This is a genomic window from Afifella pfennigii DSM 17143, assembly GCF_000688515.1.
GTDB lineage: Bacteria > Pseudomonadota > Alphaproteobacteria > Rhizobiales > Afifellaceae > Afifella > Afifella pfennigii.
The window spans coordinates 38,548-54,947 of the sequence record NZ_JHZK01000009.1; the positions used below are offsets into that span (position 1 = coordinate 38,548).

Annotated in this window: 18 protein-coding genes; 12 read left to right on the top strand and 6 right to left on the bottom strand. The window is 65.7% G+C overall.

The window, feature by feature from the left end; all coding sequences use genetic code 11:
- Nucleotide 1: 1 nt before the first annotated feature.
- Nucleotides 2-376 (bottom strand): DUF883 family protein, encoded by a 375-nt coding sequence (locus Q331_RS20765; RefSeq protein ID WP_034491631.1) that lies wholly within the window; start codon nucleotides 374-376, stop codon nucleotides 2-4.
- A gap of 102 nt (nucleotides 377-478) precedes the next feature.
- Nucleotides 479-1,630: a tRNA 2-thiouridine(34) synthase MnmA gene (mnmA, locus tag Q331_RS20770; RefSeq protein ID WP_034491635.1), complete on the bottom strand. Its 1,152-nt coding sequence runs from the start codon at nucleotides 1,628-1,630 to the stop codon at nucleotides 479-481.
- A gap of 159 nt (nucleotides 1,631-1,789) precedes the next feature.
- On the opposite strand from mnmA, the gene sciP reads away from it, so the two are divergent.
- From sciP to Q331_RS0108905, 3 genes are all read left to right on the top strand, one after another.
- Entirely contained in the window at nucleotides 1,790-2,065 is a 276-nt protein-coding gene (gene sciP, locus Q331_RS0108895; RefSeq protein ID WP_026380389.1) for a CtrA inhibitor SciP, read from the top strand.
- 116 nt (nucleotides 2,066-2,181) lie between these two features.
- The gene (locus tag Q331_RS0108900) at nucleotides 2,182-3,108 is read left to right on the top strand and encodes an aminotransferase class IV (RefSeq protein WP_026380390.1); all 927 of its coding nucleotides are present in this window, start codon (nucleotides 2,182-2,184) and stop codon (nucleotides 3,106-3,108) included.
- A gap of 80 nt (nucleotides 3,109-3,188) precedes the next feature.
- A complete protein-coding gene (locus tag Q331_RS0108905) occupies nucleotides 3,189-3,953 on the top strand; it encodes a sulfotransferase-like domain-containing protein (RefSeq protein ID WP_210164931.1) in 765 nt (254 codons plus the stop codon).
- Between the two features lie 13 nt (nucleotides 3,954-3,966).
- Here the strand turns inward: Q331_RS0108905 and Q331_RS20775 are convergent, their stop codons facing one another.
- Entirely contained in the window at nucleotides 3,967-4,248 is a 282-nt protein-coding gene (locus tag Q331_RS20775; protein WP_245615570.1) for a hypothetical protein, read from the bottom strand.
- 495 nt (nucleotides 4,249-4,743) lie between these two features.
- Between Q331_RS20775 and ctrA the strand changes: the two genes are divergently transcribed.
- On the top strand, nucleotides 4,744-5,445 hold the full coding sequence (gene ctrA / locus Q331_RS0108915) for a response regulator transcription factor CtrA (protein ID WP_026380392.1): 702 nt from the start codon (nucleotides 4,744-4,746) through the stop codon (nucleotides 5,443-5,445).
- A gap of 105 nt (nucleotides 5,446-5,550) precedes the next feature.
- Here ctrA and chpT read toward each other — a convergent pair whose 3' ends face one another.
- Complete coding sequence (chpT, locus tag Q331_RS0108920) at nucleotides 5,551-6,198, bottom strand: histidine phosphotransferase ChpT (protein ID WP_026380393.1); 648 nt, start codon at nucleotides 6,196-6,198, stop codon at nucleotides 5,551-5,553.
- Between the two features lie 183 nt (nucleotides 6,199-6,381).
- Between chpT and Q331_RS0108925 the strand changes: the two genes are divergently transcribed.
- From Q331_RS0108925 to Q331_RS0108945, 5 genes are all read left to right on the top strand, one after another.
- On the top strand, nucleotides 6,382-6,987 hold the full coding sequence (locus Q331_RS0108925; RefSeq protein WP_026380394.1) for a DUF1134 domain-containing protein: 606 nt from the start codon (nucleotides 6,382-6,384) through the stop codon (nucleotides 6,985-6,987).
- Between the two features lie 147 nt (nucleotides 6,988-7,134).
- Nucleotides 7,135-8,136: a hypothetical protein gene (locus tag Q331_RS0108930; protein ID WP_156953298.1), complete on the top strand. Its 1,002-nt coding sequence runs from the start codon at nucleotides 7,135-7,137 to the stop codon at nucleotides 8,134-8,136.
- 152 nt (nucleotides 8,137-8,288) lie between these two features.
- Nucleotides 8,289-8,996 (top strand): protocatechuate 3,4-dioxygenase subunit beta, encoded by a 708-nt coding sequence (gene pcaH / locus Q331_RS0108935; protein ID WP_026380396.1) that lies wholly within the window; start codon nucleotides 8,289-8,291, stop codon nucleotides 8,994-8,996.
- Between the two features lie 10 nt (nucleotides 8,997-9,006).
- A complete protein-coding gene (gene pcaG / locus Q331_RS0108940; protein ID WP_026380397.1) occupies nucleotides 9,007-9,600 on the top strand; it encodes a protocatechuate 3,4-dioxygenase subunit alpha in 594 nt (197 codons plus the stop codon).
- Nucleotides 9,601-9,735: 135 nt separating this feature from the next.
- Entirely contained in the window at nucleotides 9,736-10,983 is a 1,248-nt protein-coding gene (locus Q331_RS0108945; RefSeq protein ID WP_026380398.1) for an NAD(P)/FAD-dependent oxidoreductase, read from the top strand.
- Between the two features lie 30 nt (nucleotides 10,984-11,013).
- On the opposite strand, the gene Q331_RS0108950 is transcribed toward Q331_RS0108945, so the two are convergent.
- Nucleotides 11,014-12,645 carry a thiamine pyrophosphate-dependent enzyme gene (locus tag Q331_RS0108950; RefSeq protein ID WP_026380399.1) on the bottom strand — a complete coding sequence of 544 codons (1,632 nt, stop codon included), beginning with the start codon at nucleotides 12,643-12,645 and terminating at the stop codon, nucleotides 11,014-11,016.
- Nucleotides 12,646-12,926: 281 nt separating this feature from the next.
- Here Q331_RS0108950 and hpaR point away from each other — a divergent pair, with 281 nt between their 5' ends.
- From hpaR to Q331_RS0108965, 3 genes are all read left to right on the top strand, one after another.
- A complete protein-coding gene (gene hpaR / locus Q331_RS20780; protein ID WP_084174941.1) occupies nucleotides 12,927-13,400 on the top strand; it encodes a homoprotocatechuate degradation operon regulator HpaR in 474 nt (157 codons plus the stop codon).
- Nucleotides 13,401-13,645: 245 nt separating this feature from the next.
- On the top strand, nucleotides 13,646-14,572 hold the full coding sequence (locus Q331_RS0108960) for an ABC transporter ATP-binding protein (protein ID WP_026380400.1): 927 nt from the start codon (nucleotides 13,646-13,648) through the stop codon (nucleotides 14,570-14,572).
- Nucleotides 14,569-15,330 carry an ABC transporter permease gene (locus Q331_RS0108965; protein WP_026380401.1) on the top strand — a complete coding sequence of 254 codons (762 nt, stop codon included), beginning with the start codon at nucleotides 14,569-14,571 and terminating at the stop codon, nucleotides 15,328-15,330. Before Q331_RS0108960 ends, Q331_RS0108965 begins: the two co-directional genes overlap by 4 nt.
- Before the next feature lie 17 nt (nucleotides 15,331-15,347).
- Here Q331_RS0108965 and Q331_RS0108970 read toward each other — a convergent pair whose 3' ends face one another.
- Entirely contained in the window at nucleotides 15,348-16,331 is a 984-nt protein-coding gene (locus Q331_RS0108970; protein ID WP_026380402.1) for a DUF4424 family protein, read from the bottom strand.
- Nucleotides 16,332-16,400 lie beyond the last annotated feature (69 nt).

Below are 16,400 nucleotides of genomic sequence, written 5' to 3' on the forward strand. Positions count from 1 at the left end.
GTCAGCGCCGCGAAATGGCGCCGATGAGGAAGCCGAGGCCAAGCGCCACGAGCACCGCCGTCAGCGGATTGCGGCTGATGGATTTGGAAAGATCGTCGGAAAGGGCCTGCGCCTCGGCCATGGCGGCATCCGCCTGCCGCTTGCCTTCGCGCCGGTAATGCTCGGCCCGCTCGTGCAGCATGTCCCGCCCCTCGCGCGCACCGGTGCGCAACAGGTCGCTGAGACGCGCCGACAGTTCGGCGACGTCCGCCTTCAGCTCTTCGAATTCGCGGTTGAGATCGCTGCTGAGCGCTTCGGCCTTCTTCTCCGTTTCGCTCTTGCGGCCATTGGAGCCGCCGGCCGTCGAGCCGGTGCCGGTGCGGGTGGTGTCTGCCATGAAAAGCCTCCGTTCCTGGGGGTGTTGGTTCGCTCAGGTAACGTGGCGCGGTAAGCCGAGTTCCAGGCTGAAAAGCCTCTGCCGCGGCCGAGACGCCACGGTTCAGGCGGCGCGGGCTCGCCGATCTTGACCGTCCGAAGCGATCACACCGCCGCCCAGGACGCGTGCATCGGCGCCCGCCCCGTCATAGAAGACGCAGGCCTGTCCGGGAGCAACGCCAAGCTCGCTGTCGGCCAGCACCACGCTCGCCGCGTCTCCCTCCACGTGCAGCTGCGCCTCGACCGGCGGGCGCGTGGAGCGGACCCGGGCGAAAACGGCCAGGCCGCTGTCGGATGCGTGCCCCAGATCCTCGCCCAGCCAGTTAAGATCGCGCAGGTAGAAGCGCCGCGTCTCCAGCGCCTCGCGCGGCCCGACGATGACGCGCGATTGCGCCACATCGAGGCGCACCACGAAGAGCGGCTCGCGCGCCGCGATACCCAGACCGCGTCGTTGGCCCACCGTGTAGTGCAGGATGCCCTTGTGCCGGCCGAGCACACGCCCGTCGACATGCACGATGTCGCCCTCCTGGGCGGCATCCGGCTTCAGCTTCTCCACCACGTCGCTGTAACGGCCCTTGGGCACGAAGCAGATATCCTGGCTGTCCGCCTTGGCGGCGACCGGCAGTCCGATCTCCTCGGCGATGGCGCGCACCTGCGCCTTCGTCAGGTCGCCGAGCGGGAAGCGCAGGAAGTCGAGTTGTTCCTGCGTCGTGGCATAGAGGAAGTAGCTCTGGTCTCGCTCCGCATCCGCGGGACGGAACAGGGCCCGCCTTGCCCCGATGTCGCGCGAGCGCACGTAATGCCCCGTCGCCATCGCCGCGGCGCCGAGCTCGCGCGCCGTTCCCAGAAGATCGGCGAACTTCACGGTCTGATTGCAGGCAATGCAGGGTATTGGCGTCTCGCCGGAGATATAGCTCTGCGCGAAGGGCTCGATCACCGCCTCGCGGAAGCGCTTCTCGTAGTCGAGCACGTAATGGGGGATGCCGAGGTCGGACGCCACCTTCTGCGCGTCGCGGATATCCTGACCGGCGCAGCAGGCGCCAGAGCGGTGGGTCGCCGCGCCATGATCGTAGAGCTGCAGCGTCACGCCGATCGTCTCGTAGCCCGCAGCCTTGACGAGGGCGGCGACGACCGAGGAATCGACGCCCCCCGACATGGCGACGAGGACGCGGTTTGCCCCGCGCGGCCCTGGCAGGTCGAGATTTACATCCAGCATAAGCTCTGGTTGCAGCGCCAATGGCCTCCTGTCAAGCTGCTGTGCTTTCTCAAAAAATCTATCCATTCGCCTTAAGGTTTTCGCAACAGACACTTAGGCGCTTGTTAAGCTGCGCCGCCTATAACGGTCGTTGTTGGTGAGTTAGTTCAAGAGTTTGCCATGGCCGAGCATGTTCGACCGCGCGTGAAATATGTCATCGGACCCGACGGAAGCCCGCTGACCATCGCCGACCTGCCTCCGCCCAACACGAAACGCTGGGTGATACGTCGCAAGGCCGAAGTGGTAGCGGCCGTCAGGGGCGGTCTGCTCAGCCTCGACGAAGCCTGCTCGCGCTATACGCTGACCGTCGAGGAATTCCTTTCCTGGCAGATGTCGATCGAGACTCACGGCCTTGCCGGCCTGCGCACGACGCGCATTCAACAATATCGCCACTGAGCTTTCCTGCCGAGCCAGCCACGCCAAGGCCGGCAGAACCGCCTCGCGCGGCTTGACAGGACGCCCCGCTGCCGCTGAGACGCAGCCATGCCCAAGTCAGCCGAGGCGATCGCTCCATGAGCACCGGCACCCACGACTATCATGAAGATCCACGCAACGCCGATATTCTCATCTCCGTCAACGGTGAATTGAAGAAACGCCAGGAAGCGGTCGTCTCCGTCTTCGATTCCGGCTTCATTCTCGGCGACGGTGTCTGGGAGGGCCTGCGGCTGAGCGAGGGGCGGGTTGCCTTCCTTCATGCGCATCTTGACCGGCTCTACGAGGGCGCCGCCGCGCTCGACCTCGATATCGGCCTGACGCGCGAGGAGCTGACCCAGCGCCTTGCCGAATGCCTGAGCGCCAACGGCATGCGCGATGGGGTGCATATCCGGCTGATGGTGACACGCGGCGTGAAGGCGACGCCCTACCAGGACCCGCGCATGACCATCGGCGGGCCGACCATCGTCATCATCCCCGAATACAAGGCGCCGAAGCCCGAACTCGCCGAGAGCGGCCTTTCGCTCTTCACCGTGCATGTGCGCCGTACCGGCCCCGCCGAGCAGGACCAGAAGATTAACTCGCACTCCAAGCTCAACTGCATCCTCGCCTGTATCCAGGCGGCCAAGGCCGGCGCCGACGAGGCGCTGATGCTGGATCCGGACGGCTTCGTCGCCACCTGCAACTCGACGCATTTCTTCATCATCCGCCGCGGCGAGGTGTGGACATCCACCGGCGATTATTGCCTCGGCGGCGTCACCCGCGGCGAGGTGCTGAAGGCGGCGCGCGAGGCCGGCCTGCCGGTCAGCGAGAAGCGCTTCTCCCTAACCGACGTCTATGGCGCCGAGGAAGCTTTCGTCACCGGCACCTTCGCCGGCCTGGTGCCGGTGCGCCAGGTGGACGGGCGAAGGATCGGGGCGGCCCGCCCGGGCTTCTCCCCGCTCCTGCCGCGGCTTTCCGGCCTCTACAAGGCGCGCGCTGAGGCCCTCGCCACGCCGCTGGTGTGAAACGGGCCTGCCCCGCCCTTGCCTTCCAAGGCCCGCCGGTGCACAGGCGAACCGAGCGCAGCCGCAGAGGCATCAGGTCGATGGTTTCTCCGTCCAGTCGCCAAGAGCCCGGCACGACGATCCGCATCGCCATGTGGTCGGGCCCGCGCAACATATCGACGGCGATGATGCGCGCTTTCGAGAACCGGCCCGATTGCGAGGTTTGGGACGAGCCCTTCTACGCCGCCTGGCTGCAACTGACGGGCGTGGAGCATCCGATGCGCAAGGAGATCTGCGCCGCCCACGAGACCGATTGGCGGCGCGTCGCTGAGCGCGCCTCGGGAGCCGCGCCCGCTGGCAGCCCCCTCTTCTATCAGAAGCACATGACCCACCATATGGTGGAGACGATCGGCCGCGACTGGATGAAGTCCTGTCGCCACGCCTTCCTCATCCGCCATCCCGCGCGCGTCCTGGCCTCCTATGCCAGAAAGCGCGCCGACCCTAGCCTTGCCGATATCGGCTTCATCGAACAGGCCGAGCTCTACGAGATGGCGAGCGAGCTGACGGGCGCCCGTCCCCCGGTTGTCGATGCCGACGACCTTCTCGCCAACCCGGAAGGGCTCTTGAAGGCGCTCTGCGCCGCGCTTGGCATTGTCTTCTTGCCGCAAATGCTCGCCTGGCCGGCCGGAAGGCGCGCCAGCGACGGCGTCTGGGGCGAGCATTGGTACGATGCGGTCTGGCGCTCCACCGGCTTTCAGCCGGCCGCGCCGGCGCCGCGGCTCACCGATCCGCGTCTCAAAAGGGTGGAATCGGAGGCTTTGCCGATCTACGAGCGGCTATCTGAGAAACGTCTGAAAGTCACCTGAGGCGTGGATCGGCTCAGCTCGCCATACGGCCCGCTCTCGGGCCCATCGGCGCCGCGCCGCCGGCCCCGCTTGCGCGGTCGTAGCGGCCTTCCTCGCGCTCCAGCTCGGCCTTTGCGGCTTCAAGGGCCGCCTTGGCCGCGTCGCGCTGGCTTTCCAGATCGCGAACCGAAACGAGCAGGTTATCGCGGCGCTGCCCGGCCGCTCGCGCGAAGGTGGAATAAGCGAAATGCTTCTCGTCCTCGATCCCGGTGCGGCGCTTCTCGGCGGCGATCTCGTGCTCCAGATCGGCTGCCATGCGGCTGAATTCCTCGATCATCGCCTCAATTTGGCCAAGACGACGTTTGCAATCTTCCACGGCGAATTTTTTTTGCCGAATGGCTGCGTCCCGCGACCTCATACTCAATACTCCCCAGCCCCGAGCGCCGCGTGGCGCGGGCACAGCCCGATGCCGCACGGCGGTAACCGTTCGTTTACGACTGCCGTTAATGATAGGCAGCAGGACTTAAGGCAGGGTAAACCAGTGGCGCATCCCCGCCTTTTGCCGACCGGCGCAGCCCAGCGCTCAGTCGCTGCCGCTACGCCGGGATCATACGATCTACCAAAGCGGGCGACGCAGCGGATTCGGAATGGAATCAAGCGGCTATATCATGACATGGGATCATTGGCCTTGTCGGGCTGGCAAAGACTCTGTTAACCATTCCGACGTAATTATGGTCGCGGTTTCGCCTGCTCGACCAGAGCGTCCCGCGCGGTTCGCCGGACGGCGCGACAGGGCCTAAGGGGGATTGGCATGCGTGTTCTTTTGATCGAGGACGACAGCGCCACCGCGCAATCGATCGAGCTGATGTTGAAGTCGGAAAGCTTCAACGTCTATACGACCGATCTCGGGGAAGAGGGTGTCGATCTCGGCAAGCTATACGACTACGACATTATTCTTCTTGATCTCAATTTGCCGGATATGACCGGCTACGATGTCTTGAAGCAACTGCGCGTCGCCAAGGTGAAGACGCCGATCCTCATCCTTTCCGGGCTCGGCGGCATTGAGGACAAGGTGCGCGGGCTCGGCTTCGGCGCCGACGACTACATGACCAAGCCCTTTCACAAGGACGAGCTGGTGGCGCGCATCAACGCCGTCGTCCGCCGCTCCAAGGGGCATGCCGAATCGATCATCCAGACCGGCAACCTGAAGGTCAATCTCGACACCAAGACGGTGGAGGTGAGCGGCCAGCGGGTGCATCTGACCGGCAAGGAATACCAGATGCTGGAGCTCTTATCGTTGCGCAAGGGCACCACGCTGACCAAGGAAATGTTCCTCAACCACCTCTATGGCGGCATGGACGAGCCGGAGTTGAAGATCATCGACGTCTTCATCTGCAAGCTGCGCAAGAAGCTGGCGGCCGCCACCGATGGCGAGAACTACATCGAGACCGTCTGGGGCCGCGGCTACGTGCTGCGCGAGCCCGACCAGGAGGAATTGCGCGAGAGCGCTTAGGGCGCCCCGCAACACCGGAAAAGAAACGGCCCCGCAGCCATCGGCAGCGGGGCCGTTTTCGTTCTTCCCCCGTCGAAATTCTTCCCAGCCGAAGGAGTGGAGGAGCTAGGCGGCGGGCGCCGCCGACAAGACGATCCGCCCCTCCTCCTCCTCCTCCACATCGAAGACAAGCTCCGCCTCGCGGGCGAGAAGCACGGCATAAAGCGGCTGCACCGAATGCGCGTCGAGCGGATCCGGCGCCGTTCTGCCGAGAAGCACGTCACGCACATTCTCCGGCAGCCTTGCCCTGTCGCCTTCGGCCGCCACCTGCATGTCGACGGCCCCGCCCCGCTCGCTCGCTTTCACCGTGAGCACGCCGCCGCGCGCGATCGTATTGGCGGCAAGGAGCAGGAGGTTGAGCAGGATCTTCGCCTCCGTCTTCGGCAGGAGCGAGGCCGCGACCTCCCATTTCAGTTCCACCTTCTCGCGCGCCAGAAGCTCGTTGGCGCAACGCCCGGCCTCGGCCATGTCGATATGCGATCCGGCACCGCCGGAAGCGCCGAAGGCAAGACGCGAGAATTGCAGCTTGACCGAAGCCTGCCGGGCGCTCTTGCGGATGAGGTCCATGGCGAATTCGCGCATGGAAGGGTCGGATTCCTCGTCCAGCACTTCCAATCCGTTGGCGATCGCGCCGACGGGGCTGATCACGTCATGGCAGACGCGGCTGGCGATCAGCGCGGCTAGCTCGACGGGGGCAATGTTCTCGCTGGTCATGAAGAGGGCTCCGAAGACGCGGGCGCCTGGGCGAATCATGGCCAGGCGGCGCCTAACCTAGCCAGCGCCGTGCGGGCCGACCAGCCGCAAGCGGCCAAACGGAGGCCAGTTTACGCAACCTTTACCATTCTGGCGTCACCTTCCGGAAGCAAAGGAAGATCGGCCAGCCGTTTAGGAGTGACGATGCGCCTTGCCAGGATTCTTGCCGCCAGCCTCGTGGCGGTCTCTCTTTCCGCTCTGCCCGCCAGCGGCGCGCCGGCGACCTATGCGCAGCCGGCGCAGCAGCCCGCCACCACCTATTCGGCCGCCGAGATCGTCGGGGCCGGCCATCAGTTCTTCGGCTCCACCTCCGGCGGGCTGGCCACGATGGTGGAGAAGCTCGTCGCGCAATACGGCCTGCCGAACGGCTACGTCATCGGCCAGGAAGGCTCCGGCGCCCTGATCGGCGGCCTGCGCTACGGCGAGGGCACCATCTACACCAAGCTGATGCCGCCACGGCACATTTTCTGGCAGGGCCCTTCCATCGGCTGGGATCTGGGCGGCGATGGCAACCGCACCATGATGCTGGTCTACAATTTGCCCGGAACCGATTCCATCTACCGGCGCTTTGCCGGCGTCAACGGCTCGGCCTATCTGGTCGGCGGGCTCGGCATGACGGTGCTGGCCAATGACGGTGGGCCTGGCCGCACCATCTATGTCGTACCGATCCGCACCGGCGTCGGCGCGCGTCTTGGCATCAATATCGGCTACCTGAAATTCACCCAGCAGCCGACCTGGAATCCTTTCTGAGGCCAAGTCCTCCGCCCTCTGGGCAGCTTTCCCGTCCGTGACATTTTTACGATACTCGTAAGGGCTCGCATGCCGGCAGCATAAGCTCTGTTGCCGTTGGGGCTCGCCAGCTATATTTTCGCGATCCTGCCGCGAACGGAGCCGGTGATGATTCAAGCGGCTATGCTGTTCGCCCTCGGCGCGATCGCGAGCGCACTTGTCTGCCTTGCGTTCTTCACGGTCCTCGCCCGCCGCATTCGGCGCGTGACGGAACAGCGCCTGAAGGCGAGCCTGGCAACGAAGAGGGCCGATTTCGACGCCGAGCGCGACGAGATACGCGCCCGCAATGCCATCGAGATCAACCGCCTGGAGCGCGAGACCGGCGCCCTTCGCGATCGCGTGACCGCGCATCGTCTCGACGCCGACCTGAAGACGCAGGAGATCGCCGCCTTCCGCGCCGATCTCGCCGCGCGCGAGGAAGAGGTCACCGAGCTAGGCGGCCGCATCGAGGAATTGCAAGCAGCTCTGGTGGAAGCCAAGCGCCGCCTCGCCGAGACCGGCACGGCGCTGCGCGCCGGCCATCACGCTCTGGAAACGGAGATGCAGCGTCGTCTCGCCTTGCAGGACGAGATATCCAAGCTTCGCCAGACTGCCGAGGACAGGCGCGTGGAGCTCGTCGGCCGACAGGCCGAGATCGAGTATCTGCGCTCGCTTGTAAGTGAGAACGCGGCCGAGGCTGGGGAGGCGCAAGCCTTGGCCGAAGGCGCGGAGGCGGTGCGCGAGGCCGACGCCAACGCCGACGATACCGCCAGGAAGGCCGCAACAGCCACCCGGAGCAAGCCTCCCGCAACCGAGGCGCCGCGTCAGGTCACCGGCGACGGCGGGAACGAGCAGCCGGGCATGCGGGAGATCGCTCGCATCGCCGACGACATCCGGCGCATGGCGAACGATAAGGAACTGGCCGCCTTCGTGGGCGAGGAGGGCCGCCCTGACAAGGACGAGGCCGGCAAAGCCGGCCGCAAATCTGCCCCGCGCACCAACGGCAAGCAGGCGCAAGCGCGTCAGGCCGAGGGACGGCCAGGCGGGCTGGGCGCGGCGGAGGCTCGCTTCTTCAAGGCACTCAACGAGATTCGCTCGCTGAAGGACGAGACCAAGACCCCCGCCGAATAGCGCCCGACGCCATCGGATGACCGTCTCGGTGCTGCTGGACAAGACCGACACGACACTTTCGGCTTGACCTTGCCCAAGCGGGCATGCGCCATTTCACCTGTCGCCTCTTGAGGTCGCGGAGCTGCAACCTCGGGCAAGGGGAGGAGCATGCGATGAGCGATACGGCAGGCGGCCGCGACTGGCAGAGCCATCCGCCCTATCTGTTTGCCGATTACCGCTCCACCGCCCTGCGCGCCCCCACGCGACCTCTCATTCCCATCAAGCACTGCCTCTCGGAGATGACGGGGCCCGTCTATGGGCACGAAGCGGTGGCACCGCTCGATGCCGATCTGACGAGGAACGCCCGCCGCAACGGCGAGCCGCTCGGCGAGCGCATCATCGTCACCGGCCGCGTTCTCGACGAGGAGGGCCGCCCGGTTCGCGACACGCTGATCGAAGTGTGGCAGGCCAATGCGGCCGGTCGCTACGTGCACCTCACCGACCGGCACGACGCGCCGCTGGACCCGAATTTCCTCGGCGCCGGTCGCTGCGTCACCGACGAAAAGGGCCGTTACCGTTTCTACACCATCAAGCCCGGCGCCTATCCCTGGGCCAATCATGCCAATGCCTGGCGGCCGCTGCACATCCATTTTTCGCTGCTCGGGCCCAGCATCGCCGCGCGGCTCGTGACCCAGATGTATTTTCCCGGCGACCCGCTTCTGGCCTACGACCCGATCTATCTCGGCGCCCCGGAAGGCGCGCGCGAGCGCCTCGTCTCGCGCTTCGACCTTGCCATGACGGAGCCGGATTTCGCCCTCGGCTATGTCTTCGACATGGTTCTGCGCGGGCGCGGCGAGACGCCCTTTGAGAGCCGCGTGTGAGGAGCGCAGGATGCGCGACCTCCTCAAGCAGACGCCCTCGCAGACGGTCGGCCCCTATTTCGCCTATGGCCTGACGGCCCGGCAATATGGCTATCCCAACAGCCAGATCGCCGACGGCACGCTCGCCGACGAAACGGTCTCCGGCACACGTATCCGCATCCTCGGCTGCGTCTTTGACGGCGAGGATGCGCCGATCCCCGACGCCATGGTCGAAATCTGGCAGGCCGACAGCGAAGGCCGCTACGCCCATCCCGCCGACGGGCGCGGCTCCAATACCGGCTTCCGCGGCTTCGGCCGCCAGGGCACGGGCACCGATAGCCGGAACCGCTTCCTTTTCGATACCGTCAAGCCCGGCCCCGTGGGCGGCGAGGCGGCGCCGCACATCAATGTCATCCTCTTCATGCGCGGGCTTTTGAGCCATGCCTATACGCGCATCTATTTCGCCGACGAGAGCGCGCGCAACGCGGCCGATCCCGTGCTTGCGAGCGTGCCGGCGGAGCGCCGCGCCACCCTTCTTGCCCAGCCGGACCCCTCGATGCCTGGCCTTTATCGCTGGGACATTCGCATGCAGGGCGAGCGGGAAACCGTCTTTTTCGATCTGTAATGTAGAGGTGCGGGCAGCCAGCCATCGGCTCGCTGTGCGCCGGCGGAGCCCTTGCCGGCAAACCGTTTACCTGTGTCGAAGAGCCCTCCCCTTGCGTGTTGCGTCAGGCCCCGGCGGGCAATAGGAAGGACGAAAATGTCCGACGAAACGCATATCATCATCGGCACTGGCCATGGGGGAGTCCAGCTTGCCGCTTCTTTGCGGGAGCTTGGCTTTTCCGGGCGTATCGTGCTCATCGGCGAGGAGCCCGATCTTCCCTATCAGCGCCCGCCGCTTTCCAAGGGCTATCTGACCGGCGCCGTCACCGCCGAGGGGCTGCTTCTGCGTGGCGCCAAATTCTACGAGGACCGGGATATCGAGCTCCTTCTTGGCGAGCCGGCGACGCTCATCGACCGCGCGGCCAAGGAGGTCGAGCTGCGATCGGGCCGGCGTCTGCGCTACGACCATCTGACCCTGGCGCTCGGCGTGCGCAACCGGCCCCTTCCGGTGCCCGGCGGCGAGCTCGACGGGGTTTTCAGCGTCCGCTCCATCGACGATTCCAACCGGCTGCGCGAGCATATCGAGGCGGCCGAGAACATCGTCATCATCGGCGGCGGCTTCATCGGCCTTGAGCTCGCCGGCGGCGCGGCCAAGCTTGGCAAGAAGGTCACCGTCGTGGAGCTTGCTCCGCGCGTCATGGCCCGCGCCGTCACGCCCAGCCTTTCGGCCTTCTTCGAGATGGCGCATCGCCGCCGCGGCGTGGAGGTGCTGACGGGCACGGAGGTGGAACGCCTCACCGGCGAGAGCGACCATGTGACGGGGGTGGTGCTGAAGGAAGGACGGCATCTGCCCGCCGATATCGTCCTTTTCGGCATCGGCGTCGTCGTCAACAGCGAGCTCGCCGAGGCTGCCGGCCTCGCGGTCGAGGACGGCATCGTCGTCGACGAGCTGCTTCAGACCTCCGATCCCTTCATCTCCGCCATCGGCGACTGCGCCAACCATCCCAACGTCTATGCCGGCAGCCGGATACGCCTTGAATCGGTGCAGAACGCCGTCGATCAAGCCCGCTGCGTCGCCGCCCGTCTCACCGGCCATCCAACGCCCTATGCCGACGTGCCCTGGTTCTGGAGCGATCAGGCGGATCTGAAGCTGCAAATGGTCGGCCTGCCCGTCGGCGCCGAGCGCAACATCCTGCGCGGCGACAGGGAAGCGGAGAGTTTTTCCATCTTCGTCTTCAAGGCCGGCAGGCTGATCGCGGTGGAATCGGTCAACCGCCCGGCCGACCACATGGCCGTGCGCACCTTGATGAAGCTCGGCATCGAGGTGAGCGAAGAGGAAATCGACGATCCGAGCTTCGATCTGAAAGCCTTCGCCCAGGCCAAGCGCAAGGCCGCCGTCGCATAGCCCTGACCGGTTGCGCCAGGAGGCGAAACCTCATCGCTCCGGCGGCCCCTGCCGATGGATGAAGCGCCACGGGCTCACCTCGTCCTTCAGCTCCACCGGCACCTCGATCAGCCGGCATGCATCGGCCGCGAGCGCCCGCTCCAAAGCCGCCTTCAGCTCTTGCGGGTCTCTCGCTCGCTCGCCTTCTACGCCGAAGGAAGCGGCGAGCTTCACAAAATCCGGATTGGTGAGGGCGGAGGCGATCGCCCGTCCTTCGAAACGCTCCTCCTGGTCGCGCCGGACATTGCCATAGGCGGCGTTGTTGAAGACGATGGCGGTCACGGCGATGCCGTATTGCACCGCCGTCGCCAGTTCCTGGACGGCGAAGAGGAAGCCACCATCGCCGCACAGCGCCACGACCGGCCGCTGCGGATGCGCCAGCTTGGCGCCGAGCGCGGTTGGAAAGCCGGCCCCGAGCGTACCCTGATAGCCGGAGGAGACGAAAGTTCTCGGCCGGTAGACCGGAAAGGCGAACCAGGAGGCAAAGCCGGCCTGGCACATTTCGTCGGTGACGATCCCCTCTTCCGGCAGCACCTGGCGCAGCACCGCCAAGAAGTCGGCATGCGGCTGCACGGCCTTCACCTCGGTGGCGGCCTTGGCCTTGGCGGCGGCGATCGCTTCGTCGCGCTTCGGCGGATCGATGCCGCGCCGTTCCACCTCCGCCAAGAGCGCCGCGACCGCCGGCGCGGCCCGGCCGAGAATGTCGGCATCGCCCGGCGCGCGGCGCAGCTCCGCCGCGTCGATGTCGATGCGGATCGTCTTCAGCTCCGGCGGTCGCCACGACCAGCGCCAGGCGGCAAGCTCCAGCCGCGTGCCGATACCGATGACAAGGTCGGTCTGCGGCCACAATTCGTAGGCCGAGGCGATGTTGAGGCCGAGCGGATGGCTTTCTGAGACGATACCGCGCCCGGAGCGGAAGGCGGTGACCGGCGCGCCGAGCCGCTCCGCCAGCGCCGCCACCTCCTCCGCCGCCTCGATCGCCCCGGAGCCGACGAAGATCATCGGCGCCCTTGCCTTTGCGATCAGCTTGGCCGCCTCCGCCACCCGCTCGCCGTCGACGATCGGGTCGGGCTGGCGCGGCAACGGCTCGCAGAGCTCCGTCGGCGCCGTCGCCGTGAACTGGTCCCACGGACATTCCAGCGCCGCCGGCCCCGGCCGCAGCGAGGTCATTTCCTGAAAGGCGCGGGCGACATGGTAGGGCGCCGCGCCCGGATGCTCGATACGTTCCGCCCATTTCACCAGCGTGCGCATGGTGGCGAGCTGGTCGGGCATTTCGTGCAGATGCCCCCGCCCCTTGCCCAGGAAGGCGCTCGGCACCTGACCTGTCAGGCAAAGGACCGGCTCGTTGCCGCCGAGCGCCGTCACGAGCGCCGCGCCGGTATTGAGCATGCCCGGCCCCGGCACCACGGCGTAGACGCCAGGGCGGCCGGTGGCGCGCGCATATCCGAAAGCCATGTACCCGCAGGCCTGTTCATGCCGCGCCCCGATGGTGCGGATGCGGTTGGAACGCGCGAGCGCATCGAAGAGGCCGTAGATTTGCGCTCCGGGCAGGCCGAAGACCGTATCGACATCGTGCTTTTCCAGTTGCCGAACGATCGCCTCGCCCCCGCTCATCACCGTCATGACGCTCGCATCCTCAATCCCCTGCCCCCGGTGCGACCGGTGGGCTTGCCTCAATGCACGCCGGTCGGCCTGTCCCCAATGTTTATCACTGCGCGGCTTGCTACCCTAAGGTGTTTTGTCGGCGAGGAATTTGCGTCTGCCTCGCGATCGCTCTCGAACATGTGTACAAATTATCGTGAGCGGTACTTTTGTCCGACAAAACCCCGCAAAATCGGTCGACGTAACGCTGCGTTTGTCGCTAACATGATCAGCTAATCATTGCCTGGGGGGGCTTTCCGATAATGACACTACCGCAAACGGAGCGGGCGTTGCCGATCGTTTTGACGCGCGCCCGGGAAGTTTTCATGGTGCATATGCGACCGGTGATCGCCGAGCACGGCTGCACCGAGCAGCAATGGCGCGTGCTGCGCATTCTCCACGAAACGGGGCCGCATGATGCAACGGCGCTTTCGGCCAAAGCCTGTTTGCTCACCCCGAGCACGACGCGCATCCTGAAGGCGCTGGAGGAGCGTTGTCTCATCACGCGCAAGCCGGACGGCAAGGACAACCGGCGTCTGGCCATCAGCATCTCCCCGGCGGGCAAGGAACTCATCGCCAGCGCCACGCCGCCCATCGCGGAGATCTATCAGCGGATCGAAACGGCTTTCGGCCGCGACAGGATGGAGCTGCTGATCGACATGCTGCAGGAGCTCGGCGATCTCGACACCGGATTGGCGGCGCCGAGCGTCAACGCGAGCGCTCAGCCGGCCGTATGATCGAGCCCCGCGGCTGGACGCCGGCGAGCCGGGCCGCTTTGCCGGGTGCCGGAGCTTTCCCGCCAGGCAGCCACTCGGGAAAGCCCGGCACTGTCGGGCGGCGCTTCCTGCCGCTACGGGACGCCGAAGCCACGACGATCCGTGCCTGTTGAGGCGTCGCCGGCCAGGCGTGGCGCATGCTGCATCGACATTTGTAGACATCGCGCCCGTTTCCCCGGCCGGCCATCTCCGCTATCAGGCAGGCCATGCCGCCCGTTCTTTCCCTCGCCCACGTCTCCAAGACCTACGATTCAGGCTTCCAGGCGCTGAAGGATGTCAGCCTTGAGATCGAGCGCGGCGAGATCTTCGCCCTGCTCGGGCCGAACGGCGCCGGCAAGACGACGCTCATCGGCATCATCTGCGGCATCGTCAAGGCGAGTTCCGGCACCGTGACGGTCGACGGCCAAGACGTGGTGGCCGACTACCGCGCCGCCCGCGCCAAGATCGGCCTGGTGCCGCAGGAGCTCGCGACCGACGCCTTCGAGAGCGTCTGGGCGACGGTTTCCTTCTCGCGCGGCCTCTTCGGCAAGCCCAGGAACCCCGCGCATATCGAGAAGGTGCTGCGCGACTTGTCCCTCTACGACAAGCGCGACGCCAAGATCATCACGCTCTCCGGCGGTATGAAGCGTAGGCTCCTCATCGCCAAGGCTCTCGCCCACGAGCCGGAGGTCCTGTTCCTCGACGAGCCCACGGCCGGCGTCGATGTGGAGCTGCGCCGCGATATGTGGCGGCTGGTGCGCGCGCTGCGCGAGACCGGCGTCACCGTCATCCTCACCACCCATTACATCGAGGAGGCGGAGGAGATGGCCGACCGCGTCGGCGTCATCAACAAGGGCGAGATCGTCCTGGTGGAGGAGAAACACGAGCTGATGCGCAAGCTCGGGCGCAAGGAGCTTACCCTCTATCTCCACGATCCCATCGAGGCGATCCCCGAGGCGCTGGCCGGCTACGACCTGGAGCTTTCACAGGATCGCTGCGCCCTCGTCTACACCTTCGACACCCAGCGCGAGCGCACCGGCATCACCGCCCTGTTGCAGGATCTTTCCAACGCCGGCATCCATTTCCGCGATATTGAGACGCGCGAGAGCTCGCTGGAGGAGATTTTCGTCTCCCTGGTGAAGGAGGAGACATGAACCTTCACGCCATCCGGGCCATCTACCGCTTCGAGATGAATCGGACCGGCCGCACGCTCCTGCAAAGCGTTCTGGCCCCGGTCCTGTCGACGACGCTGTATTTCGTCGTTTTCGGCGCCGCCATCGGCTCGCGCATCGATGAGATCGGCGGCGTCTCCTACGGCGCCTTCATCGTGCCGGGGCTCGTCATGCTCTCGCTTCTGACGCAGAGCGTCACCAACGCCGCCTTCGGCATCTATTTCCCGAAATTCACCGGCACCATCTACGAGCTTCTCTCCGCCCCGGTCTCCTTCCTGGAGATCGTCATCGCCTATGTCGGCGCGGCGGCGACCAAGTCGATCCTGCTCGGCGTCATCATCTTGATGACGGCGACGCTGTTTGTGCCGCTGCGCATCGCCCATCCCGGCTGGATGATCGCCTTCCTGGTGCTGACGGCGGTCACCTTCTCGCTTTTCGGCTTCATCATCGGCATCTGGGCCGACGGCTTTGAGAAGCTGCAGATCGTGCCGCTCCTCATCATCACGCCGCTCACCTTTCTCGGCGGCAGCTTCTATTCCATCGATATGCTGCCGCCCTTCTGGCAGAAGGTGACGCTCCTGAACCCGGTGGTCTATTTGATCTCCGGCTTCCGCTGGTCGTTCTACGGGATCGCCGACGTCTCCGTCGCCGTCAGCCTTTCCATGACGGCGCTGTTCATGGTGATCTGCCTCCTTGCCATCTGGTGGATTTTCAGAACCGGCTGGCGGCTGAAGAGCTGATCGGCCCGCCCCGCCGCCTACTGCGCCTCCTCCAGCAGCTTTACGAACAGCACCGTCAGATCGCGCTCGGGCTGATAATCTTGCCCCGTCCATTCGAAGGTGGTCGGGCCGGTCTTCTCAATGCCGTCGCGGCACAAGGAGACGAGCGCGTCCGTGGAGCCCTTGTCGATGGTGAGATGGAAGCGGCCGATGGCGCCGCGCCAGTTATTCGCCGTCGTCAGGATGTATTTCAGGATGGTCGCCTCGAGCGCGCCATTGGCGCTCGCGGCGAGCTTGCGGGCGGCACCGCGCGCGAAGCTCGCGTCGATGCAAGCCTCCTCGCGCAGAGTGCCCGCCTCGATATCGTAATCGGTGAAGAAGGTGACCGTCGGAACCGGCTTATAGGCATGGGCGATCTCCACCGTCTCGCCCGGCGGGAAGGTCTGGCGCCAGTAGAAGGAGACATGCGCCGTCCATAGCGGCATGAAATAGCCGTCATCGTCCTTGGCGATGCCCTCCTGTTCCAGCTTTTCCATGACGCCGGGCGGCAAAAGATCGGGCCGCAGGCGCATCGCATCGAAGCTCTGCATATCCTCCACGAAGGTGGTGAGCGGGATATTGGCGGCCGCCAGCGTCTCGGTGACGTCGCGCCCGGCGACGGTCGCGCGCGCTTCGGTCTCAAACGCATGCGGCTCTCCCGCGACCCACAGGCGGAAGTCGACGAAGTTCACCGGATCCTTGGGGTAGATCGCGTAGCCGACATCCTCGCTGAGATCGATGGGCGGCAGCGGGAAGGCGACCACCGTGGTGATCGGCTTCTCGGAGGTGTTGCGGAAGAGGTAGCGCACGGTGACCTTATCGGCGCTGATGAAAAGGTTCTCCTCCAGGAGCGCGATGTCCTCGTTGGGCACCAGCACCAGCTCGCCGGTGTCGAGGCTGGCGGTGGAATCGTTGGCCAGGGCCGCGTTGCCGGAAAGGGCGATGAAGGCACCGGCGAGGAGAGTGAGAAAGCTCGTCTTCATGGCAGTTCCCCCGCGGGCTGAACGATAGCGAGCGACATGCCATTGCTTGCCCCGGTCGGACAAGGGGCG